Annotated in this window: 19 protein-coding genes and 1 pseudogene; 7 read left to right on the top strand and 13 right to left on the bottom strand. The window is 71.5% G+C overall.

What is annotated here, in order from left to right; all coding sequences use genetic code 11:
* Positions 1–301: 301 nt before the first annotated feature.
* From RDV84_RS07235 to RDV84_RS07255, 5 genes are all read right to left on the bottom strand, one after another.
* The gene (locus tag RDV84_RS07235; protein ID WP_309152922.1) at positions 302–2,272 is read right to left on the bottom strand and encodes a carboxypeptidase-like regulatory domain-containing protein; all 1,971 of its coding nucleotides are present in this window, start codon (positions 2,270–2,272) and stop codon (positions 302–304) included.
* 10 nt (positions 2,273–2,282) lie between these two features.
* The gene (locus RDV84_RS07240; protein WP_309152923.1) at positions 2,283–3,071 is read right to left on the bottom strand and encodes a hypothetical protein; all 789 of its coding nucleotides are present in this window, start codon (positions 3,069–3,071) and stop codon (positions 2,283–2,285) included.
* Positions 3,072–3,082: 11 nt separating this feature from the next.
* The gene (locus RDV84_RS07245) at positions 3,083–3,445 is read right to left on the bottom strand and encodes a hypothetical protein (RefSeq protein WP_309152924.1); all 363 of its coding nucleotides are present in this window, start codon (positions 3,443–3,445) and stop codon (positions 3,083–3,085) included.
* Positions 3,446–3,705: 260 nt separating this feature from the next.
* Entirely contained in the window at positions 3,706–4,329 is a 624-nt protein-coding gene (locus RDV84_RS07250) for a hypothetical protein (RefSeq protein WP_309152925.1), read from the bottom strand.
* A gap of 110 nt (positions 4,330–4,439) precedes the next feature.
* Entirely contained in the window at positions 4,440–5,066 is a 627-nt protein-coding gene (locus RDV84_RS07255) for a hypothetical protein (RefSeq protein ID WP_057949670.1), read from the bottom strand.
* A 411-nt stretch (positions 5,067–5,477) separates the two neighbouring features.
* On the opposite strand from RDV84_RS07255, the gene RDV84_RS07260 reads away from it, so the two are divergent.
* On the top strand, positions 5,478–5,990 hold the full coding sequence (locus RDV84_RS07260) for a DUF6622 family protein (RefSeq protein ID WP_057949669.1): 513 nt from the start codon (positions 5,478–5,480) through the stop codon (positions 5,988–5,990).
* A 17-nt stretch (positions 5,991–6,007) separates the two neighbouring features.
* Positions 6,008–6,088 (top strand): annotated as a pseudogene (locus RDV84_RS25990) (DUF6053 domain-containing protein); the annotation flags it as partial.
* Positions 6,089–6,105: 17 nt separating this feature from the next.
* On the opposite strand, the gene RDV84_RS07265 reads toward RDV84_RS25990, so the two are convergent.
* Positions 6,106–6,714 (bottom strand): DUF4291 domain-containing protein, encoded by a 609-nt coding sequence (locus tag RDV84_RS07265; RefSeq protein ID WP_309153701.1) that lies wholly within the window; start codon positions 6,712–6,714, stop codon positions 6,106–6,108.
* Between the two features lie 184 nt (positions 6,715–6,898).
* Entirely contained in the window at positions 6,899–7,789 is an 891-nt protein-coding gene (gene phhA / locus RDV84_RS07270) for a phenylalanine 4-monooxygenase (protein ID WP_057949668.1), read from the bottom strand.
* A gap of 170 nt (positions 7,790–7,959) precedes the next feature.
* Between phhA and RDV84_RS07275 the strand changes: the two genes are divergently transcribed.
* Entirely contained in the window at positions 7,960–8,436 is a 477-nt protein-coding gene (locus tag RDV84_RS07275; protein ID WP_057949667.1) for an Lrp/AsnC family transcriptional regulator, read from the top strand.
* Between the two features lie 600 nt (positions 8,437–9,036).
* On the opposite strand, the gene RDV84_RS07280 is transcribed toward RDV84_RS07275, so the two are convergent.
* The 4 genes from RDV84_RS07280 to RDV84_RS07295 all read right to left on the bottom strand — a co-directional run bounded on the left by RDV84_RS07280 (position 9,037) and on the right by RDV84_RS07295 (position 13,509).
* Positions 9,037–9,741, bottom strand: coding sequence for a helix-turn-helix transcriptional regulator (locus RDV84_RS07280; RefSeq protein ID WP_309152926.1), 705 nt, complete (start codon positions 9,739–9,741; stop codon positions 9,037–9,039).
* Between the two features lie 58 nt (positions 9,742–9,799).
* The gene (locus RDV84_RS07285) at positions 9,800–11,029 is read right to left on the bottom strand and encodes an NIPSNAP family protein (RefSeq protein ID WP_309152927.1); all 1,230 of its coding nucleotides are present in this window, start codon (positions 11,027–11,029) and stop codon (positions 9,800–9,802) included.
* Positions 11,030–11,250: 221 nt separating this feature from the next.
* Positions 11,251–12,750, bottom strand: coding sequence for an ATP-binding protein (locus RDV84_RS07290; protein WP_057949664.1), 1,500 nt, complete (start codon positions 12,748–12,750; stop codon positions 11,251–11,253).
* A gap of 93 nt (positions 12,751–12,843) precedes the next feature.
* Positions 12,844–13,509, bottom strand: a complete 666-nt coding sequence (locus tag RDV84_RS07295) for a response regulator transcription factor (protein WP_057949663.1) — start codon at positions 13,507–13,509, stop codon at positions 12,844–12,846.
* Between the two features lie 239 nt (positions 13,510–13,748).
* Here RDV84_RS07295 and RDV84_RS07300 point away from each other — a divergent pair, with 239 nt between their 5' ends.
* Entirely contained in the window at positions 13,749–14,282 is a 534-nt protein-coding gene (locus tag RDV84_RS07300; protein ID WP_309152928.1) for a GNAT family N-acetyltransferase, read from the top strand.
* A 225-nt stretch (positions 14,283–14,507) separates the two neighbouring features.
* On the opposite strand, the gene RDV84_RS07305 is transcribed toward RDV84_RS07300, so the two are convergent.
* Complete coding sequence (locus RDV84_RS07305; protein WP_309152929.1) at positions 14,508–15,296, bottom strand: rhomboid family intramembrane serine protease; 789 nt, start codon at positions 15,294–15,296, stop codon at positions 14,508–14,510.
* Between the two features lie 126 nt (positions 15,297–15,422).
* Between RDV84_RS07305 and RDV84_RS07310 the strand changes: the two genes are divergently transcribed.
* Both RDV84_RS07310 and RDV84_RS07315 read left to right on the top strand, forming a co-directional pair.
* A complete protein-coding gene (locus RDV84_RS07310; RefSeq protein WP_057949660.1) occupies positions 15,423–16,592 on the top strand; it encodes a class I SAM-dependent rRNA methyltransferase in 1,170 nt (389 codons plus the stop codon).
* 89 nt (positions 16,593–16,681) lie between these two features.
* Positions 16,682–18,337, top strand: a complete 1,656-nt coding sequence (locus RDV84_RS07315) for a tetratricopeptide repeat protein (RefSeq protein ID WP_309152930.1) — start codon at positions 16,682–16,684, stop codon at positions 18,335–18,337.
* A 10-nt stretch (positions 18,338–18,347) separates the two neighbouring features.
* Here RDV84_RS07315 and RDV84_RS07320 read toward each other — a convergent pair whose 3' ends face one another.
* Complete coding sequence (locus tag RDV84_RS07320) at positions 18,348–18,671, bottom strand: hypothetical protein (protein WP_309152931.1); 324 nt, start codon at positions 18,669–18,671, stop codon at positions 18,348–18,350.
* 322 nt (positions 18,672–18,993) lie between these two features.
* Between RDV84_RS07320 and RDV84_RS07325 the strand changes: the two genes are divergently transcribed.
* Positions 18,994–20,580 carry a DNA recombination protein RmuC gene (locus RDV84_RS07325; protein ID WP_309152932.1) on the top strand — a complete coding sequence of 529 codons (1,587 nt, stop codon included), beginning with the start codon at positions 18,994–18,996 and terminating at the stop codon, positions 20,578–20,580.
* Positions 20,581–20,731: the final 151 nt, after the last annotated feature.

Consider the following 20,731-nt stretch of genomic DNA (forward strand, 5'->3'; position numbering starts at 1 on the left):
GACTCTCACGCTCGCGGCGGGGCTGTCGCCGCAGGCCGGTTTTCGCGGTCGCAGCTTGCGCAGCTCCTACAGAGGCTTCGGCCGGTTTCGTCTAGCGCTGCGCAGGTCGGTATCCCCATGTAGGAGCGACGCGAGTCGCGACCGCGGACTCTCACGCTCGCGGCGGGGCTTTCGCCGCAGGCCGGCTTTCGCGGTCGCAGCTTGCGCAGCTCCTACAGAGGCTTCGGCCGGTTTCGCTGAGCGCTGCGTGGGTCTGTATCCCCCTGCAGGAGCGACGCGAGTCGCGAGCGCTCGCGCCGCCTCAACGCGGCCGGGTCGCGCCGATGTCCACCCGCGCGGCGTCGCGCACCGACACCCGCACGGCGGTCGGGGCTTCGTCGAGCGTCCACGGCAGCGGCAGGTTGTCGGCGAGGACCTGGATCCGGTGTTCGCCCACGCTCACCCGGGCGAAGGCGAATGCGCCGCTGCTGTCGGTGCGCGCGGCCCAGCGGCCGTCGAGGAGGACGGTGACGTTGGCGGCCGGACGTTCGGACGCGGCGCGCACGCCGTCGCCGTTGTCGTCCAGGTACACCACGCCGGCGATGTCGCCGCTGGCGGCGTCCGGCGCGGCGCCGAGCACCGGCAGCGGGCGGCCGGCCTGCCAGTCGTAGCGCAGGGTCAGCAAGGCGGAGCGTTCGCGCGGCAGGCGCTGGAACGGCGAATCCAGGGCCAGCGGGTCGAGCAGGAACGGCGAGCGCTGCGAGCCGCGGCTTTGGAACAGCGCCGCGCTCAGCGACCAGCCGCGCGCGAGTTGGCCGGTCAGGCTCAGGTTGACGTCGCCGCCGCGCAGCGCGCTGGGGCCGTCGCCGTCGGTCCAGCGCGCGTTGCCGTCGAGGTTCCAGCGCTGGCCCAGGCGCAGGCCGCCGTACAGCGACAGGCTGGCGCTGCGGGTGGCCTGGCGCGCGCGCTGGCCGAGTTCGGCATAGGCCAGCGACAGCGACAGGTGTTGGCCTTCCGGCAGCGGCAGGGCCTGGTCGAGGCTGGCCTGCCAGCTGCGCTCGCCGCCGCCGGCGTCGGCGCGGTCGAGCTGCAGCCGGGTCTGGCCCCAGTCGCTGCGCCAGTCGGCGAAGGCCTGCAGCGAATACGCGTCGCCGCCGCGCTCGGCCTGGCGCAGGCTGGTGCTGGCGCCGTAGCCGAGCCGGGTGCTGGCCTGGTAGCGCGCGAACGCGGTGGCGTAGCGGCCGTCGAAGCCGTCGCCGCGGATCGAACGGATCTCGTCCAGACTCGCGTTCCACAGCCAGCGCCCGTATTGGTAGCCCAGCCGGTAATAGCCGCCGCGCACGTCCTGGTTGATCGGCAGCGCGCCCCAGGCCAGGCCGGGGTCGAGCGAGAACACGCCGGCGTCGTGGCGGAAGCGCCCGCGCCGCGCGCTGGCGTCGATCCAGCCGCCGCTGGCGTTGCCGTCGCGGCCGTGGCTGTTGAGCAGGTTGAACTGGACCGAGTCGGCGCCCGAGCTCCAGCGCGCGGCCCAATGCCCGGCGCGGGTCGCGCCGGCGAGGTAGGCGGCGTCGCCGCGCGCGTCCGGCGCGATCCGGCCGTCGCTGCCCAGCAACGCCGCCGAGGCGGTCCAGCCCGGCGCCGGCTGCCATTGCGCGCCCAGCGCCGCGACGTCGCCGTCGGCCAGTTCGAAGCCGACCGTGCGGGTGCCGGCGAACACGCCGGCGCGTCCGAACGCGGCGTAGACGCTGCGGCCGTCGTCCGCGCGCGTCCATTGGCTGCTGGCGCCGGCCATCGCCACGGTCGGCAGGAAGAAGCGGTACTGGTTGCGCTGCAACTCCGGCGCCGGCGTGGCGATCACGCCCAGGCCGTTGTCGCCGCGCCAGCCGCCGTCCAGGTACACGCCGCGCTGCCACAGCGTGGCCGCGCCGCCCCAGTCGCGGCCGCCGTCGCGGTCGCTGCGCAGCGCGGCGGCGTCGAGCGAGAACGCGCCCCAATCCGCGGTTTCCCAATAGCCGCCGAGGCTGAGGCCGCGTTCGTCGTAGGCCTCGCCGCCGCGTTCGTTGCGGGCGTAGTCCAGGCTCAGCCGCAGCGAGCGCGGCAGGCCGCTGTCGTCGAGCGCGTCTTCCGGGTCCGGCGGCAGCGGCGCCAGCGCCTGCGGGGCGATGATGCGGTCGCGGTACTCGGCCGCGGCCGCGCCGTCCTGCGCCGCGGCCGGCGCGGCGCAGGCGCACAGCGCGAGCGCGAGCGCCACGGCGAGGCGGCGCGGTCGCGGCGGACGGGCGCGGGCGGTCATCGCGCGCGGCTCAAGGCGTCAGGCGCAGGTCGAGCGGCAGGGTCTGCCGGTCCCACTCCAGCGCGCCCTTGAGCTGCAGCGGATAGGCCAGCGCCGGCGGCGCCGAATCGGCGTCGTCGGCCTGCGGCGTCAGCGCCAGGGTGCGGGTTTCGCCGGGCAGGATCGGCAGGCTCGAAGGCTGCAGGCCGTAACGGCGACCGCCGGCGTCGATGCCGTCGATCAGGCCTTCCAGGCGGGTGTGCGCATTGCCCTCGTTGCGCACGCGCAGCACCGGCACGCGCTGGCCGTCGACCTGCGCGGTGGTCGTCTCGACCACGCGCAGCCGCGCCGCGGCCTCGCCGACGGCGAGGTAGACGATGATGCCGATGCGCCCGGACACCGGCAGCGCGAGCGCGCCGCCGGCGCTTTCGGGCTCGCCTTCCAGCAGGATCGCGAAGCGGCACTCGCCGGCCAGCGCGTCGGCCGGCACCGCCACTTCGAAGCGGTAGCGGCGCTTGCCGTTGGCGGCGACGTCGATCTGCGCCGCTTCCAGCCCGACCCACGGCCGGCAGCTGCCCGGCGCCAGCGCGGTGTCGAACGCCACCGCGCCGTGGGCGTCCATCGTCCAGTCCGCGGTCTTGAGCGTGTAGCGCGCCGCGCGCGCGGAGACGTTGGTGATCTCCACCACGTTGCGATAGACGCTGCCGGGCTTGGCCCGGTCTTCGAAGCGCGGCGGCGAGACCAGCGCGGAGAAGCCCTGCGCGCCGGCGGCGGCCGGCAGCAGCGCGAGCGGAAGGCAGAGCACAGCGAAACGGCGCACGAGCGAGCGCATCAGGGTTCGTCCAGGTCGATTTCGAAGGAGAAGGTCAGGGTTTGCGCGCGGTCCAGGCGCTGGCCGTCGGCCTGCAGGTCCAGGCGCAGGCGGTCGCGCAGCGCGTCTTCGCCGATCGGGCCGGCGTAGACCAGGGCGCGCTCGCCGCTGACCAGCCGGCCCGGCAGCAAGCGGCCCTGGGTGGTCCAGGCGACCTGCAGCGGGCCCGAGGGCGAGGCCGGCAGGGTCATGTAGATGCGGCCGTTGCGGCCGCGCCAGGCCGCCACGTCCAGGCGCAGGGCGACCTCGAGCGCGCCGGCGACGCCGCGGCCGCGCGCGCCGGGCACGTTCGCATCCCAGCGCATCTGCACGTTCGGGTTCATCACCTGGCTGCCGCTGTCGTCGACGCGATGGGTCGCCGCGCCCGCGAGCGACGGCGACAGCGCAACCGCCAGCGCCGCGACGCAGCCGGCGCGAAGCGCTTGCTGCAGCGGCCCGAGCCGCGACCGCGCCCCTGTGCCGACGGCGCAAGCCACGCCGCGCGCGCGAATCCGCGCCGCCGCCGCGCGCGCCGCTTCCGGCCGGACGCCCTCGCCGACCCGCGCGCTTACGGCGCGCTCAACGCCCTCGCCGACTGGCGCGCTCACGGCGCGCTCAAGGTGTAGACCACCCTGCCCGTGTAGGTGCCGGCGCCGACCACGGCATCGTTGGCGTAGCGGAAGGTGTGGCAGCTCTCGCGCCAGGTATTGATCGGGAAACTGGTCAGCGCCTGGGTGCCGGGCTGGAAGGTGCCGGCCGGGATCGGCTGCCCGCCGGTGTCGCCGTTGCCGCTGCTGGTCCAGGAAATCTGCGAGAACGCGATGCTCTGGCCCTGCGCGTTGGTGAGGCCGGCCGGCACGGTCGCGGTCAGCGTGGCAGCGCCGCCGCTGCCGCTGCGGCGATAGAAACCGCCGACGTAGATCTGCGCCGGCACGTTGCAGAACGCGTAGCCGTCGTAGTTGCTCACGCCCGAGGAGGCGGTGGTGGTCATGACCTGGTCGACGCCGTTGCCGAGCGCCGCCGCCGGCACCGTCGTCGACACCACATCGACGCCGCCGCCGTTGCCGGGCGTGCCGTTGCCGGTGTAGGTGCCGGTGTAGATGCCGTCGCCGACGCGCAGGTAGATGCCGCGCGAACCGGGATTGATCGTCGCGGTGAACGCGCCGGCGGCGGGCGCGAACGCGGCGGCGGACAGCAGCAGGGCCCAGCCGCGCAAGCGTGCGGTCATGGCGAAGTCTCCGGGGAAGGCGCCGCCGCGGTCGGCGGCGCCGGATCCGCGCCGGATCGGCGCGGGGCGCATCGGTTGGTGGTGCGGCCGGCGCGCGGCCGGCATGCGGCTTACGGCATCGACGCGGTGTAGGTGACGCGGCTGTTGTTGGCGTTGACGCCGCCGTAAGTGCCCGGCGCGACCACCGCGCCGTTGAGGTAGGCGTAGGTCCACTTGGCGTCGAGGTTGACCACTTTGCCGCCGGCGCCGGGCGCGACCGTGCTGCTGGTGACGGCGCCGTCGGCCAGGGCCGGCGCGGGCAGCGCGGTGGCGGTGGTGTTGGTCGCCACCGACGTCTGGATCTGGCTGTAGGAAATGCTGTCGCCGGCGCCGTTGCCGAGCGCGCCGACGGTCGACGACGACAGGGTGATGGTGCCGTTGTTGCCGACCAGCTTGGCGGTGACGCCGCCGTTGCCGAGGTCGCCGGAGGCCGCGGTGGCGGCGACGGCGGCGCCGCTGCCGAGGTTGGCGGCCGGCACGGCGAAGGCGATCTGGTTGATGGTGGCGGTGTTGCTGTAGTCCGCGCCGGCGCCCACGCGCAGGAACAGGATCTTCGGCACGGTGATCTGGAAATCGAGGCGGGCGGTGGCGGTGATCGGCGACGCGGTACCGGTGGAGTACTGCGACTCGGCCTGGGCCAGCAGCGGCAGGCCGGCCAGCAGCGAAGCGGCCAGGAGAGCGGTCGGGAACTTGCGCATGGATGGTGTCCGAAGGGAGTCGGCGCCGGGGAATCCGGGCGCTCCGGCCAGACAAAGCACAATCCATGCCATAACGTGATTCACATCGCAGATTGATTTGTTAGTGCGGCGTGATCGTCGAATACTAAAACGTGAACTGGTTCATAAAAAATTCCGCCGCGCCAGGGTGGGCGGGAAGCGCCGTGGCACGTCATCCGCGCGCTGGCGATGTGACGTCTTAGGTCAATAACTCCGTCCTACCGGGTGCCAGTCCGGTGCATCGGAGTCGGCATCGCAGTGACTTCCGGCACGCCGCATCGATGACCGCCGGGACTGCGCCCGCGCTGCGCCGCGGCCGAGCATGGGCGCCATCGGATCGCGACCCCGCGACCGTCCGCCCAAGCCCGCCGCCGCTGCGACCGGAGAGCCGCCATGAACCTGAGCCACCTGCTGCAAGCCACCCCGACCTGGGTGTTCATCCTGTTCGCCGTGCTGCTGGCGCTCGGCCTGCGCCGCCTGCGCACCGGAGTGCAATCGCTGGTGCGGGTGTGGGCGGTGCCGGCGATCTTCATCGCCTGGGGCCTGTACGGCCTGGTCGTGCACCTGGGCGCGGCGCCGACGAACCTGCTGCACTGGATCGCCGGCGCGGCGGTCGGCGGCGTGCTCGGGCTGTGGTCGCTGGACCCGGCCGCGCTCGCCTTCGATCACCAGCGCCGGCTGGTGCGCCAGCCCGGCAGCGCGCTGCCGCTGCTGCGCAACCTGGGCATCTTCGGCGCCCACTACGTCCTGCAGGTGTTCGCCGCGACCCACCCGCAGCTGCGCGACAGCGCGATGGGCTGGGACCTGGTCGTGTCGGGCTTCAGCGCCGGCTACTTCGTCGGCTGGGCTGCGCGCTTCCTCGCCGGCCAGCGGCGCGCGCCGCAGACCGACCTGGCATCGGCCTGAGTTGCGGCCTGTTTGTGGTGGGAGGGCCTTCAGGCCCGATGCTTCCGGCTCAGGTCGCGGTGCGCGGAGCGAACAGCATCGGGCCTGAAGGCCCTCCTACGAACGCCGCGCCCGCTCAGACCTCGGTCTTGGGAACGTACGGCCGCTCCGCCGGCAACAGCGCCGCGGCCTCGTCCAACCGATCCGCCTGGACCAGTTCGTGCACGCGATGCGCCAGCGGCGTGACGTCCTCGATCCGCTGCGTCCACTCCTGCACATACCGCAGCACCGCCGGCCGGCCCAGGCCGATCTGGATCGAACGATGGTCCAGCGGCTCAAGCCGCAAGTTGCGCTCGGGGTCCCACTGGATCCGCACCGGCGTGGCATCGCGATGGCGCTGCCATTGCGCCGGCGTCATCGCCGGATCCGGATGCGAGGAACAACTGTTCGCCAGCGCCCACTCGAACCCTTCGCGTGCGATGTCGATGGCGAGGATGCGGCGCTGGTTGTCGTCTTTGAAGCCCCAGCCGGCGCGGTACAGCATCCAGCGGAACGAGGGCTTGATCCAGGTCATGCGCGAGCGCGAGAACGGCGCGACGAAACGGCCGGCGGCGAGCGCGGCGTCGGCGATCGGGTCGTTGAAGGCCTGGTAGACGCGGATCGTGGCGTCGTCGTAAACGGCGCGGATCTGGCGATAGGGAACGCCGCTGGCGGTCTGCGCGGCGGCGTCGCGGCCCGCACCCATGTGCGGGGTCTGGCTCGGGTTTTCGTCGTTCATCGGCCGCGAGTGTAGCGCGCGGCTTTCGAAGACGACGGCGGCGCCGCTCGTGGCGGACGGGCGGCGAAGTCCGCGTCGTCGGCGCAGTGTCGCGGTCGCGACTCGCGTCGCTCCTCCAGCGAGGGATGCGGGCGAACCGCGATTTTGCGGATCAGACGTCGCCGTCGGTCAGCCAGCCCTCGCCGGTGCCGCGGTTGAACACCGCGTCGCTCGCCAGCACGTCGCCGGCCGGGATCGAGTCGTGCTCGCGCAGGCGCTGGTAGATCGGGGTGAAGTCCGGCTCGGTCGCGCGCATCAGCTGCTCGAAGCTGTCGATGACGAAGTAGGTCTTCTGGAAGGTGTCGATGCGGTAGCGCGTGCGCATGACCCGCTCCAGATCGAAACCGATCCGGTTGGGCGCGTTCGACTCCAGGCTGTAGATCGATTCGCTCTTCGACGAAACGATGCCGCTGCCGTAGATGCGCAGTCCGTCGGCCTGCTTGATGAGGCCGAATTCCACCGTGTACCAGTACAGCCGGGTCAGGTGAACCAGCGCATCGGGGTCGATCCCGTGCGCCTTCACTCCGCCCTTGCCGTAGGCCTGCATGTAGTCGGCGAACACCGGGTTCATCAGCAGCGGCACGTGGCCGAACAGGTCGTGGAACAGGTCGGGCTCGGACAGGTAGTCGATCTGCTCGGGCTTGCGGATCCACCAGGTCACCGGGAAACGGCGGTTGGCGAGGTGGTCGAAGAAGGTCAGCTCCGGCAGCAGGCCTTCCACGCCGATCAGCTCCCAGCCGGTGTGCGCGCGCAGGGTGCGGTTGAGGTCGTCGAACTTGGGGATGCGGTCCGGCGTCATGTGCATGGCGCGCTGGGCGGTCAGGAACTCGTCGCTGGCGCGGCCGACCAGCACTTTCTGCTGGCGCTCGAACAGCTGCGCCCACACCGCATGGTCGTCGCTGGAATACGAGCTCCACGGCTGTTCGACCACGGCGGTGGTGTAGACCGGCACGTAGCCCTTGTCGGTGAGCTGGTGTTCGACGCGTTGCGGGGTGGTGTTCATACCGACTCGCTCCTGGGCCGGCCTGGATCGGGCCGACGTCCTCATGGCCGGCCCGGATCGGACCGATACGACGACTTTAGCCGCGCCCGGGCGCAATAGGCTTGCGTTGTTGCGCCTGAAACCCGGTTTAGCGCAACATTCTTGCGTGTATTGCCCGGGAGCCGCCGAAAATGGCCACCATCGAGTTGGACCGCACCGACATCGTCCTGCTGGCCGAGCTGCAGCGCGACGGCCGCCTGACCAACGCCGAACTGGCCGAACGCGTGCACCTGTCGGCCTCGGCCTGCCTGCGCCGGGTGCAGCGGCTGGAGCGCGAGGGGGTGATCCGCGGCTACCGCGCCGAGGTCGACGCGGCGCGGCTGGGCCTGGGCCTGCAGGCGTTCGTGCGGGTGCGCCTGGGCCGCCACGACAGCGAGGCGGTGGCGGCGTTCGCCGAGTTCGTCGGCGACTGGGACGAGGTGGTGGCGTGTTACGCGCTGACCGGCGACATGGATTATCTGCTGCAGATCGTGGTGCGCGATCTGGAGCATCTCTCGCGCTTTCTGCTGGATCGTCTGCTCAATCAGGCGGGGGGCGCGGACATCAACTCCAGTCTGGTGTTGCGGACGGTGAAGGAGTTCAAGGCGTTGCCGTTGCCGGCGAAGTGAGGGGCGGGGCGTCGGGGAGGGGAGATAGGTTCCGGTTGTTTCGTTTGAGCTGCGTATCCGACTGTAGGAGCGGCGCGAGCCGCGACCGCGACAACGCAACTACGACGAAACTTTCACTGTGTTTGCCGTGGCGCGGTCGCGGCTCGCGCCGCTCCTACAGTCGGGTACGCAACCCCGCCACTGTCATTCCGGCGAAAGCCGGAACCCATTTTGATTTTGCTGTTGCTTCCGCCGTTACCGATGTGTCGCGCGACGACAAGCCACCATCAACAGCTTTCGTCCGCAAGCGGCCGAGCTACTTTCTTTTGTCAGCGCGACAAAAGAAAGTAGCCAAAGAAAAACGCTTGTTTAAGGTCAAAAGCCACTAGGTCCAGCACCTTGCGCGGGGCCGCGCCATAAGGGGCATCCTGCCCCATGGCGCGCGCGCGCATCCATGCGCGCGCCCTCCGGGGCTGCGGGACGTGTGCTTCGCTTGGGGTTGCGTCCAGGCGAACGGCAACAGCAGCAACAACAACAGAGTGGATTCCAGCATTCGCTGAAATGACGGTCGAAGATCCGGGTTCTACGAGGATTGGCAGCACAGGCTCCAACACCCCGTTCTCACCGCTTCCAACGATCAGGCAGCGCCCCGCCCACCGAACGCAGATACGCCTGCAGCCCGCGCCGTTCGTCCGCCGCGAAGACTTCCCCGGTCGCCGCATGAGTCGCGATGCGGTCCGGACGGAAGCTGCGGAAATCTTCGCGCAGGCGACACCATGCGCCCAGCGTCCAGCTGCCGCCCCAGAACGACAGGCACAAGGGTTCGATCTCGCGCTCGCTGGCGCGCGCGCCGCTGTCGCGGTACGTCAGGCGCAGCACCCGATGCTCCTGCACTGCGGCGTGGAGCGCGTCGATCAGGCCGCTGGATTCGATCCGGCCGGCCAGCTCGGGGGCGAAGATGCGGGTGTGGGCGGCGCGCTCGCGCAGTTCCGGCGGCAGCACCGCTTCGATCTTCAGCAAGGCCGCGGTGGCGCCGCGGCCGAGACGCTCGCCGCCGAAGGCGCGCACGAAGCGGGTGCCGACCACCAGCGCTTCGAGTTCGTCGGGACTGAACATCAACGGCGGAATGTCCGCGCCCTTGCGCAGCACGTAACCGACGCCGGCCTCGCCCTCGATCGGCACGCCCGAACGCTGCAGGTCCGCGACGTCGCGGTAGACGGTGCGCAGCGAGACTTCCAGCGTCTGCGCCAGCTGCTGGGCGGTGATGGCCTGGCGGCGGCCGCGCAGGGCATGGATCAGCAGGAACAGGCGGTCGGCGCGGCGCATGCCGCATGATCCCGCGTCGCGCCGTCGCGCTCAAGCGCGCCAACGTCGGGATACCGCTTCATCCGCGCAGTTCCGAACGCGCGGTCGGCGCCAGCCGCAGCAGCTGCGGCGCGCGCCGGAGTCCGGCCCGCAGCGCGTCGGCGACCGCGGCGCGCCACTGCGGCGCCTCGGCGAGCCGCAGCGGCGCCCGCGCGTCGGCGCAACGCGCGAACCAGACCAGCGCCGGCTCGCCCTCGCGCACCGGCAGGCGCGGGAAGCCGTTGGGCGTGTCGTCGCTGACGTAGACGCCGAGCAGCGACAGGCCGGCCGGCTCGAGCAACGGGGCGAAATCGCGTTCGAAGCGTTCGAGGAAACTCGCCTGCGCCGGCGCATCCAACTCGCACACGCCGATGCAGACGATGCCGTCCGCGTCCGCGTCCGCGTCCGCCGACGCGCCGACCGGCGCGCGCTCGCGTTGCGCCTCGGGCAGCGCCGAGCGCGGCCGCGCTGGCTTGAGCAGGCGCACGTCGTCGCTGTCGATCATGGTCGCATTCGCGGCGTCGCGATGGCGCTTCCAGATCGGGCCGCCGTAGAACCCCTGCAAGGCCTCGACCCGCGCGGCATGGCCGGGAAAGCCGCGCACCCAGGTGTAGCGGTCGGATTCGTCGAGTTCGCGGAACTGGCCGATCACGTGCATGCCCACCGCTTCCTGAGGCTCGATCAACGCGCGCTCGAACAGTTCGATCAATTCGTCGCGGCGGCCGGGCTTGAGGGTGTAGCGGCGCAGTTCGATCACCGCGTCCTCGTGCGGCAGGCGCCCGTCCGCGTCGCGTCGGCGCAGCCACATATGCCAGTTGGTCTCCCAGCTGGCGCCGCCGTCGATCGAGAACTGCTGGTGCCAATGCGCGGTGTTGGCGCCGATCGCGCTCCAGACGAAGCGCGCGCGCACCGGTCGGCCGTGGTGTTCGAGTTCGCCTTCGAACACGCCGACGCCGTCGGCGAAGCCGCCGCTCACCGGCGGCTCCAGCACGCCGTCGTGGCTGCCGGCCCACCAGATGTTCCAGCGTCTGCGCTGCAGATCGAACAGGCGCAGGGTCATGCCCTGGAAGGTGTCCTCGCCGCCGTCGCGGCGCCAGTCGCTGAGGAAGGCGTCGACGTTGCCCAGGCCGCCGAGCACCGGTTCGCAGGTCTGGGTGGCGTGGAAGATCTCCCAGTCGTCGCTGCCGGCCAGGCGCTCGCGCAGGCGTTCGTTGCGCACCTGCCAGTGGCCGTGGAGGAAGTCGAAGTCGTGGCGGCCGTCGTGATTCATCGCAGTCCCGGAGCGTGGAAACCGGGTCAGGATGCGCAGGGGCTGCTGCCAACGCCTTGGCAGCAGCGGTAGCCCGCGCAGGAGCGGCGCAAGCCGCGGTCGCGCCGCTGCGATGTCCGGCGCTATTAGCTCGCGGGTGCGTAAGGTCTACAGGGCCGGCGTCGTATCCGCGCTATCGCGGTCGCGGCTTGCGCCGCTGCTACAGGGGGGCTACGGGCCGGTCACGCCGGCACCGGCGGGAACCGGACGCAGACTTCGAAGCCGCGACCGGGGCCGCGCGGGTCGTCGCCGCCGCGCTCCAGGCCCTGGCCGCATTCGATCCTGGCGCCGTGGGTCTGGGCGATGCGCGCGACCAGCGACAGGCCGATGCCGCTGCCGCCGTCGGGGCTGCCCGGCGCGCGGTAGAAGCGATCGAAGATGCGTTCGCAATCGTCCGTCGCCACGCCGGGGCCGTTGTCGGCCACGCGCAGCACCGCGCCGCCGGCCTCGGCCGAGCAGCTCACCGCCACCTGGCCGTCGGCGCCGGCATGGCGCACCGCGTTGTCGATCAGGTTGCGCAGCAGGATGCCGAGCTGGTCGACGTCGCCGAGCAAACGGGTCGGTTCGGCGCGCAGGCTGATGCGCTGGCGGCGCTCGCGCGCCAGGGTCTCGAAGTCGCGGATCACCAGCACGATCAGGTCGGACAGATCCAGCGGCGCCAGCCGCACGCTTTCCTCGCCGGCGTCGAGCCGGGCCAGGTCGAGCAGCTGTTCCGACAGCCGCGCGCTGCGCTGCACGCCGGCGTTGAGCTTTTGCAGGGCTGCGTTCTTCGCTTCCAGCGTGGTCGCGCGCAACGCCAGTTCGGCGTGGGTGCTCAGCACCGCCAGCGGCGTGCGCAGTTCGTGGGCGGCGTCGGAGATGAAGCGGCGCTCGTGCTGCACGGCCGCGTCGACGCGTTCGAGCTGGCCGTTGAACGCCTCCACCAGCGGATGGAATTCCGAGGGCAGCGGATGGGTCGGCAGCGGGGTCAGGTCGAGCGGCTGGCGCTCCTGCAGAATCCGCCGCAGCGCGGTGATCGGCCGCAGCGAGCGCCCGATCACCAGCCAGGTCGCCAGCGCGAACAGCACCAGGATCAGCGCCGCGGCCAGCAGGCTGCCGACGATCCAGTTCTGCAGTTCCTCGATCGCCATGCGCTTGGTCCGGCCGACCTGCACCACCAGGCCGCGCGGCTTGTCGGTGAGGGTGTAGACCTGCCAGCGCTCGCCGTCGATGACGCGGCGGGCGAAGCCGTCCTTGAATTCGGGATTGAGCGGTTGCAGCGGCGCGGCCGCGGAATACACCACGTTGCGGCCGTTGGCCCAGACCTGGAAGCTCATCTTGCGGTCGGCGTCGACCGGCACGGTAGCGCGGGCGGGATCGCGGGAGGGCAGGCGGTCCAGGCCCTCGGGCATCGAGCCGAGCACTTGTTCGGCGATCTCGCGCAGGGAGTTGTCGAGCATGCCGGTGTGTTCGCGGCCGAGTTGCCAGATCTGGCAGCTCAGCCACACGAACCAGGCCAGCAGCACCGCCTTGAACAGCACCCAGGTGAGTTTCCAGCGCAGCGAGCGGCCGGCCGGGAACTCGCGCGACTGGCGGCAGCGTTCGCGCCAGCTGCTGAGCTGGCGTTCGCGCTCGCGCCAGCGCGCTTCGCGCTCGCCGTCGCCGGTGCCGGTGCCGGCATCGCGGCCGTCGATCGCGCTCATCGGCGGCCGCCGGGCGGCGCGGACGCACGCGCCGACGCCGTGCGCGGACGGGCGCGCAGTTGCGGGCGCAGACGCGTGCGCACGGCGGCCATGTCAGTTCGGCCCGCCGCCGACGCGGTAGCCGTAGCCGTGCACGGTCACGATCAACTGCTCGCCGAGCTTGCGCCGCAGCTGGTGCACGTACACCGCGATGGTATTGCTCTCGATCGTGCCGGAGCTGCCGTAGACGGCTTCCTCCAATTGTTCGCGGGTGACCACCCGGCCCTGGCGTTCGAGCAGCAGCGTCAGGGTGCGGAACTCGTGGCCGCTGAGCGTGACCGGCTCGCCGTCGCGGGTGACCAGGCGCCGCGCCGGGTCCAGCACCACCGCGCCGCAGCTGAGCACCGGCGAGACCCGGCCCTGGCTGCGCCGCATCACCGCGCGCAGGCGCGCGCACAGTTCGTCGAGCTGGAAGGGTTTGACGATGTAGTCGTCGGCGCCGGCGTCGAGCCCGGCGATGCGCTCGCTGAGCTTGTCGCGCGCGGTCACGATCAGCACCGGGGTGGCGTCGTAGCGGTTGCGCAGCGCGCCGAGCACGCCCAGGCCGGAGCCGCCGGGCAGGCCGAGGTCGAGCACGACCGCGTCGAAGTCGTGATCGACCAGCGCGGTCTTGGCCAGCGGCGCATCGGCCACCCAGTCGACCCGCCAGCCGTCGTGACCCAGGCCCGTGCGCACGGCCTCGGCCAGCATCGCGTCGTCTTCCACCAGCAGGATGTTCATCGCCCGGTCGTGTCTCGGTGTCGCTCGGATGGGTGTTGCGGCAAAGGGGCTGCGGCAAGGGGGTTGCGGCGATCGGCCGCATCGTCCGCAGCCACTGTGCGCCGGCACGATTAAAAAGTTCTTAAAAGCCGGCGCGCAGGATGACCGCGCCCGCAGCGCAGGCCGCCGCGTCCGCGGTGTTCCGCGCCGATGCTACCGCGTCGCCGCACTCCCCCTCCGCCGCTTACCGGAAACCCGCGATGAACCCCCAGCTCGCCGTGACCCGTTCCGAACCCTCCCTCGCCGCGCCCGCCGGCCTGAGCGTGCGCGCGGTGACCCGCGCCGACGCCCCGACCCTGATCGCGCTGTGCCAGGAGCACAGCGACCGCCGCGCGCTCGAACGCCGCCCCTACGGCCCGCCGCGCGCGGACGCGCTGGAGCTGATGGAGGTGCTGTTCGAACCGCCGTTCGGCGCCTGGGCCTGGCTGGCCGAAGCCGACGGCGAGGTGATCGGCTACGCCAGCGCCACCGCTAGCTTCTCCATGCTCGAGCGCGCTTACTGCCTGCAGCTCGACGATCCTTACGTGCGCGAGCCGTGGCTCGAACGCGGCGTGGAGACCGCGCTGTTGGGCCAGGCGCTGGAGGCGGCGCGCCGCTTCGGCTGCCTGAACCTGCAGTGCCAGTCGCCGCAGTGGAGCGAGGCCGCGCGCGAGCTGGAAGCGCCGCTGCGCGCGGTGCGGGTGGAGGCGGTGCGGTATGTGGTGCGGATGGAGGATGAGGTCGCGCCGGTGTGAGCGCTGCGCGGGACCTCGTCGTGGGCGAGTGGCTGCGAATTCGCTCAGCCACCGTCGTTCCGGCGAAAGCCGGAACCCACTCGATTTGAAGGTTTATCCCACCAAGACAATCGCAACCACCGCCAGCGCGCTGAGCCGACGACGCGAGCGCGCATCGGCATCCAATCCGCCGGGCACCGCTACGACAACGCGGGCCGTGCCTGCGTCGTCAGCCGCGCATCGCCCTCACTGCGGCCCCGCCGGCGGATCGCGCCGCGGAAACTCCAGTACCACGCCGCTGTGCACGTCGCCCGGATCCGGCCGGTTCCACAGCACCGGCACGTTGCGCGGGCTCGGCGGTTCCAGTTCGTCGTTGACCGGGACCAACTCGGCGTCTTCTTCGTCTTCCCAGCTGTAGCGCTTGCGCGGCGGCAGCGGGTCGCGCAGGCGGAAGGCGAAGGCCGAGGCCACGCCGGCCACGGCGCCGCCCAGGTGGGCCTGCCAGGAGACGCCGGCCTCGCGCGGCAGCACCGTCAGCAGCATGCCGCCGTAGAGCAGGAAGGCGATCATCGCCGCGGCGATGGAGGGGCGGTCGCGGCGCAGCAGGCCCAGGGTCATGACCAGGAACATCAGGCCATGAGTGAGGCCGCTGGCGCCCAGGTGATGGCTGCCCGGCTCGCCCAGCAGCCACGCCCCCAGCCCCGAGCCCAGCCACACCACCGGCAGCGCGCGCAGCGTCGCCTTGGGATAGACCGCGCCGGCCAGGGTGCCCAGCAACAGCAGCGAGGTCGCGTTCGCGGCCAGGTGCTCGATCGAGCCGTGCAGCAGCGGCGCGGTCAGCAGGCCCAGCAGGCCCGCGGCGGTCCACGGCGAAACCGTGAACGGGCGGATGTCGAAACTGCCCTGGGCGGCGTACACCGCCGCCAGCGCCAGCACGAAGGCCAGGCTGGCGTTGAGGGCCCGGGTCAGCCGCGCGCGGTCGGTCTTGCGCTGCGCCGGGGTGTCGGGGATCGGGGCGTCGGTGGGCAGGTGCATGGGAACCAGATTGGCACCGGCGGCGGGCAAAACAAGCCGGCCGCGGTGGGCTTCATTGTCCCGCCGGCGGGATTGGGCCGCCGTTCGCATTCCGGCCCGGGGCGCCGGGCCCGGTAGAATGGCGCGATGACTACCGAACTCCCCACCGTACGCCTCAAGAACGCCTGGAAATCCACCCACCCCTGGATCTTCCAGCGCCTGGTCGACAAGCCGGCCCAGCGCCCCAAGCCCGGCAGCATCGTCGAGGTGATCGGCGTGGACGGCGAATGGATCGGCCGCGGCTTCTACAACGGCCACTCGCGCATCGCCCTGCGCATGCTCGAGAACGATCCGGACGTGGCGGTCGACGCCGACTGGTTCGCGCGCAAGATCGCCGCGGCGGTGTCGCTGCGCCGCGACGTGCTCCGGCTCGACGAGGTCAGCGACGCCTGGCGCGTGGTCCACAGCGAAGGCGACGGCATCAGCGGCCTGGTCGTGGACCGCTACGGCGACCTGCTGGTGGTCGAGTACTTCAGCGCCGGCGCGTTCCGCCACCGCGAATGGATCTACGACGCGCTGCGCGCGCAGTTCCCCGGCTGCCGCTTCTACGCCTTCGCCGACGAGCACGTGCAGAAGCAGGAAAGCTTCGATTTCCGCGGCACCGAGGCGGTGCCGCCGGCGGTCATCACCGAATACGGCATCAAGTTCCGCGCCGACCCGGCCGGCGCGCACAAGACCGGCTTCTTCGCCGACCAGCGCGAGAACCGCGAATGGCTGTCGCAGCAGGTCGCCGGCAAGCGCGTGCTCGACCTGTGCTGCAACACCGGCGGTTTCGGCGTCTACGCCAAGGCGCGCGGCGCCGAGGAAGTGATCGGCGTGGACATCGACGCCGACGTGATCAACATCGCCAAGGGCAACGCCAAGCTCAACGGCGCCCACGTCAAGTTCGTCCAGGCCGACATCTTCCCGTACCTGCGCGACATGGGTAATGCCGGCGAGCGCTTCGACGTGGTCATCCTCGACCCGGCCAAGATGACCCGCGACCGCGAGCAGGTCATTCCGGCGCTGAAGAAGTACCTCGACATGAACAAGCTGGCGCTGAGCGTGGTCAAGCCCGGCGGCTTGTTCGCGACCTTCTCGTGCACCGGCCTGGTCAGCGAGGACCAGTTCCTCGACATGCTGCGCCGCGCCGCGTTCTACGCCGGCCGCACCGTGCAGGTGCTGCGCGTGGCCGGCGCCGGCGCCGATCACCCGTGGCTGGCGCAGGTGCCGGAGTCGCGCTACCTCAAGGCGGTGTTCTGCCGCGTGCTGGACTAGGACTCGTCCGAATCTTGGGCCCGCGGCGTTGGCAGCGCCGCGGACGTGGACCACACTCGCGGTCCCGTTGCCCGCCCTGACCGCCCGCGATGGTCGAACTGTTCCGCAACGAGGCGGCGTGCCTGCGCGCCAACTCGCTCGACATCGATGCCGAATGCCTGGTGATTTCGTTCGCGCCCTGGTCGGGGCGACCGACCCTGGACGCGCCGGGATGGGCCGAAAAACTGTGCGAATCCCAGCAGTGGCCGGCACTGCATATACGTTCGGCCGATGACGACTGGTACCAGTCCGACGGCGCGCAAGCGGCGATCGACCGTGCGGCCGGCATCGCCCGGCGCTATGCGCGGGTGGTGACCTACGGCAGCAGCATGGGCGGCTACGCCGCGCTCAACTTCGCCAACGACCTCGGCGCCGGCATCGCATTCGCGGTCGCGCCGCAGTTCTCCATTGACCGCGCCAAGGTCGGATTCGAAACCCGCTGGGCGGCCGAAGCCGCCGGCACGGCATTCGTGCGCGACCGCGTCGCGGCGATCTCGCCGCGGGTGCGGCCGGTGCTGGTGTACGACCCGTGGTTCGCCGCGGATGCCCGCCACATCGAGCGGATCGCGGCGCATTGCGATCCGGTACGGGTGCGGTTGCCGTTGATGGGGCACGACGGCGTCGGCGGCCGCATCCTCAAGCCGATGCTCGCGGCGGCGCGCGAGGGCGATTGGGCGCGCATGCGCGCGGACGCCGTCGCCCGCTTCCGCCGCGAACGCAAGCACACGGCCGCCTATTACCTGCAATTGGCCGAACGCGTGCGCTCGCTGTCGCCGCAGGCGCGGCTGGAACTGCTGCGTCGCGCCCACGCGATCGAGCCGACCCACGTGGGCGTCGCGCTGAAGCGCTCGACCCTGCTGCTGTCCTGCGGCCTGGCGATGGAGGCGCTGAGCGTGCAGGAGCAGGCCCTCGACTACGCCTCGCCGGCGTTCATCGCGGTGTTGCACAGCCATCGCGCGCAGGCGCTGGCGGCGCTCGGGCGCGACGGCGAGGCGCTGGCGGCGGCCCGGCGGGCGCGCGAGGCGGCGCCACGGCATCCCTACTTCGCGCACCACCTGGCGCAATTGCTCGGCCAGGCGCAAGCGTGGGCCGAAGCGTTGCAGCACCAGCGCGCGGCGGTGGCCCTGCACCGCGACCAGCCGGTGTACCTGCAGCAATTGGCCAGGTTGGAGCGCGCCGCGGCGGCCGCTGCCGAACCGCCCCGGTCGCCGGAGCCGCCGCCGCGAATGCCGCAGCCGTCGCTCGATCCGGATCGCGCGCGCCTGGGCGAGGCGGCGGCCGGCGTTCCCGAGGCCGAACGCGCGCAGTTGCTGGCGCAGGCTTGCGCGGTGGAGCCGTCCTACAGCGGCGCGGCGGCGCGGTTGTCCAGCGCGCTGCTGGCGCGCGGCTACTGGGACGATGCGCTGGCGGTGCAGGACCGGGCGCTGGAGCGGATCGCGGACACGCCGCTGCTGCTGAGCCACCGCGCCCATGCGCTGGACCGGCTGGGGCGGCCGCAGGCGGCATTGGCGGCGATCGGCCGGGCGGTGGCGCTGGCGCCGGACAACGCCTATTTCCGCCACCAATATGCGGGCCTGTTGCTGGCCGCGGGCGACGCCCGCGAGGCCGAGCGCGAACAACGGGCGGCGCTGGAGCGCGCTCCGGCGCAGGCCGGCTATCGCGAGCAGCTGCGGCGGATCCAGCAGCGATTGGCGGCCGCGGACTGAGCCGGCGCGCTCAATCGCGCCACCACAGGATCGCCGGCGGATCTTCCGGGCGCGCCTGATCCAGCCGCTGCAGCGCGTCCACGTCCAGGCCCGGCAGGTGCGCGCTGAGCGCGCGGGTCACGTCCTGGTAGCCGGGCCAGTCGGTGCGCAGTTCCAGCCGCTCGCCGCTGGCGGTGCCCAGCGCGAGGTAGACCAGGCGGCGGTCGGCGGCGTCGATCGCGTAGCCGTCGATGCCGTCGATGTCGCGCCAGCGGATGCCGTGCACGCGGCCGGCGCCGTCGTCGCGCCAGACGCCGCGCGGGTCGGCGTACAGTCGGGGGTCTCGCGGGTCCATGGGCGGGCCTTCGCTTGTGCGGAACGGGCCTGCGGCGACCCGGCGGCTGCGGCCAAGATTGGCACAGGCGCGGGCGGCAATGCTGTTCCGTATGGAATATCGAATGTGGATCTTGCTGATTATTTGTGACCGAAATCGCAGTCGATGCGACGCCGCGCGCCGCCGGCGCCGGTCGCAGGACCTGAGACTCACCCGTTTAGACTGGCCTTTAGACTAGGCGCCCCGTGGGTGCCTGCCGCCACCGCCGCCGCGCGCTGGCCCGGGCACGGACGGCCCGCTCCCCCTCTTTCCGCCCGCCCCGCCCCCGTCCCCTCGAGTCCCGATGTCCCCGACCCTCGCTGCCGCCGCCATTCTCGTCGCCGCCCTGTTCGGGGCCGCGCTGGCCTGGCTGCTGGCCCGCGCCGGCGCCGCACGCGCGCACGCGGCCGCGCGCGCCGAGCTGGGCGACCGGCTCGACGCCGCCAACACCGAGCGCGCGCAACTGGCCGAGCGTTGCGCGCGCATTCCCGAACTGCAGGCGCGGCTCGACGACCTCGAGGCCCAGCGCGGCCAGCTGGTGCGCGACAGCGGCCTGCTGCGCGAGGCCATCGGCCGCAGCGGCGCCGAACTCGACAAGGAACAGCAGGCCCTGCAGCGCCTGCGCGTGGAGTTCGAGCAGCTCGAACGCGAACGCGACGCGCTGGCCGGCGACCTCAACCGGCGCACGGTCGAACTCGGCCGCGTCGGCACCCAGCTGGAGGCCGAGCGCAACCAGGCGCAGGAGAAGATCGCCCAGCTGCGCGAGGTGCGCGACGAACTCAGCGCGCAGTTCCGCAACCTCGCCAACGAGATCCTGGAAGAGAAGAGCCGCCGCTTCACCGAGCAGAACCGCAGCCACCTGGGCCAGCTGCTCGATCCGCTGCAGCAGAAGCTGAGCGAGTTCCAGGCGCGGGTCGAGACCGTCTACGACAACGAAACCCGCGACCGCACCGCGCTGGGCGAGCAGGTGCGCCAGCTGATGGCGCTGAACCAGTCGCTCAGCGAGGACGCCAAGAACCTCACCACCGCGCTCAAGGGCTCGAACAAGGCCCAGGGCGCCTGGGGCGAACTGGTGCTCGAGCGCGTGCTGGAGTCGGCCGGCCTGCGCAAGGGCGAGGAATACGACGTGCAGGAGAGCCACGGCACCGAGGACGGCGAGCGCCGCCCGGACGTGACCGTGCACCTGCCCGAAGACCGGCACATGATCGTCGACGCCAAGATGTCGCTGGTCGCCTACGAGCAGTTCGTCAGCGCCGAGGACGAGGACACCCGCGCGCGCGCGCTCAAGCGGCATGTCGAATCGATGCGCCAGCACATGCGCGGCCTGTCGGAGAAGCGCTACCAGGAGCTGTACGGCCTGCGTTCGCTCGATTTCGTGCTGATGTTCGTGCCGATCGAACCGGCGTTCATGCTCGCCGTCGCCAACGACCGCGGCTTGTTCATGGAAGGCTGGGACCGCAACGTGCTGATGGTGAGCCCGTCGACGCTGCTGTTCGTGTTGCGCACGGTCAAGCACCTGTGGCGGCAGGAAGCGCAGAGCCGCAACGCGCAGGAGATCGCCAAGCGCGGCGCGCTGCTGTACGACAAGCTGGCCGCGTTCGTGGCCGACCTGGACAAGGCCGCGAACCAGCTCGACGGCGCCCACAAGACGCTGGAGGCCGCGCGCGACAAGCTCGGGCGCGGTAAAGGCAATGCGATCCGCCAGGCCGAAATGCTGCGCGAGCTCGGGGTCAAGCCGAACAAGGCGATGCCGGCGAAGCTGGTGGAGTTGGCGCTGGACGAGGATGAAAGCGACGGCGAAGACGCTTCGGCGCCGCTGGCTTTGCCTGTGGCTGATGATGATGCGGCGGTGGCTAGGGGCGATGGGTCGGGGTCAACCGAAGCTACGTAGCTCCGCCGGCACTCCCTGAAGCCACGAATCCGCCAGCTCGTCATTCCGGCGAAAGCCGGAACCCATTTTGACTTTGCTGTTGCTCTTGCTCTTATCGAAGCAACGAGTGACGACAAGCCGCAATCAAAAGCGTTTCGTCCGCAAGCGGCCG

Source organism: Lysobacter yananisis (assembly GCF_031199375.1).
Taxonomy (GTDB): Bacteria; Pseudomonadota; Gammaproteobacteria; order Xanthomonadales; family Xanthomonadaceae; genus Lysobacter; species Lysobacter yananisis.

Bases quoted from the DNA above. Each gene is read 5' to 3' on its own strand.
- RDV84_RS07235 (WP_309152922.1), bottom strand. From the start codon at position 2,272: ATGACCGCCCGCGCCCGTCCGCCGCGACCGCGCCGCCTCGCCGTGGCG.
- RDV84_RS07245 (WP_309152924.1), bottom strand. From the start codon at position 3,445: ATGAACCCGAACGTGCAGATGCGCTGGGATGCGAACGTGCCCGGCGCG.
- RDV84_RS07250 (WP_309152925.1), bottom strand. From the start codon at position 4,329: ATGACCGCACGCTTGCGCGGCTGGGCCCTGCTGCTGTCCGCCGCCGCG.
- RDV84_RS07255 (WP_057949670.1), bottom strand. From the start codon at position 5,066: ATGCGCAAGTTCCCGACCGCTCTCCTGGCCGCTTCGCTGCTGGCCGGC.
- RDV84_RS07260 (WP_057949669.1), top strand. From the start codon at position 5,478: ATGAACCTGAGCCACCTGCTGCAAGCCACCCCGACCTGGGTGTTCATC.
- RDV84_RS07265 (WP_309153701.1), bottom strand. From the start codon at position 6,714: ATGGGTGCGGGCCGCGACGCCGCCGCGCAGACCGCCAGCGGCGTTCCC.
- phhA (WP_057949668.1), bottom strand. From the start codon at position 7,789: ATGAACACCACCCCGCAACGCGTCGAACACCAGCTCACCGACAAGGGC.
- RDV84_RS07275 (WP_057949667.1), top strand. From the start codon at position 7,960: ATGGCCACCATCGAGTTGGACCGCACCGACATCGTCCTGCTGGCCGAG.
- RDV84_RS07280 (WP_309152926.1), bottom strand. From the start codon at position 9,741: ATGCGCCGCGCCGACCGCCTGTTCCTGCTGATCCATGCCCTGCGCGGC.
- RDV84_RS07285 (WP_309152927.1), bottom strand. From the start codon at position 11,029: ATGAATCACGACGGCCGCCACGACTTCGACTTCCTCCACGGCCACTGG.
- RDV84_RS07290 (WP_057949664.1), bottom strand. From the start codon at position 12,750: ATGAGCGCGATCGACGGCCGCGATGCCGGCACCGGCACCGGCGACGGC.
- RDV84_RS07295 (WP_057949663.1), bottom strand. From the start codon at position 13,509: ATGAACATCCTGCTGGTGGAAGACGACGCGATGCTGGCCGAGGCCGTG.
- RDV84_RS07300 (WP_309152928.1), top strand. From the start codon at position 13,749: ATGAACCCCCAGCTCGCCGTGACCCGTTCCGAACCCTCCCTCGCCGCG.
- RDV84_RS07305 (WP_309152929.1), bottom strand. From the start codon at position 15,296: ATGCACCTGCCCACCGACGCCCCGATCCCCGACACCCCGGCGCAGCGC.
- RDV84_RS07310 (WP_057949660.1), top strand. From the start codon at position 15,423: ATGACTACCGAACTCCCCACCGTACGCCTCAAGAACGCCTGGAAATCC.
- RDV84_RS07315 (WP_309152930.1), top strand. From the start codon at position 16,682: ATGGTCGAACTGTTCCGCAACGAGGCGGCGTGCCTGCGCGCCAACTCG.
- RDV84_RS07320 (WP_309152931.1), bottom strand. From the start codon at position 18,671: ATGGACCCGCGAGACCCCCGACTGTACGCCGACCCGCGCGGCGTCTGG.
- RDV84_RS07325 (WP_309152932.1), top strand. From the start codon at position 18,994: ATGTCCCCGACCCTCGCTGCCGCCGCCATTCTCGTCGCCGCCCTGTTC.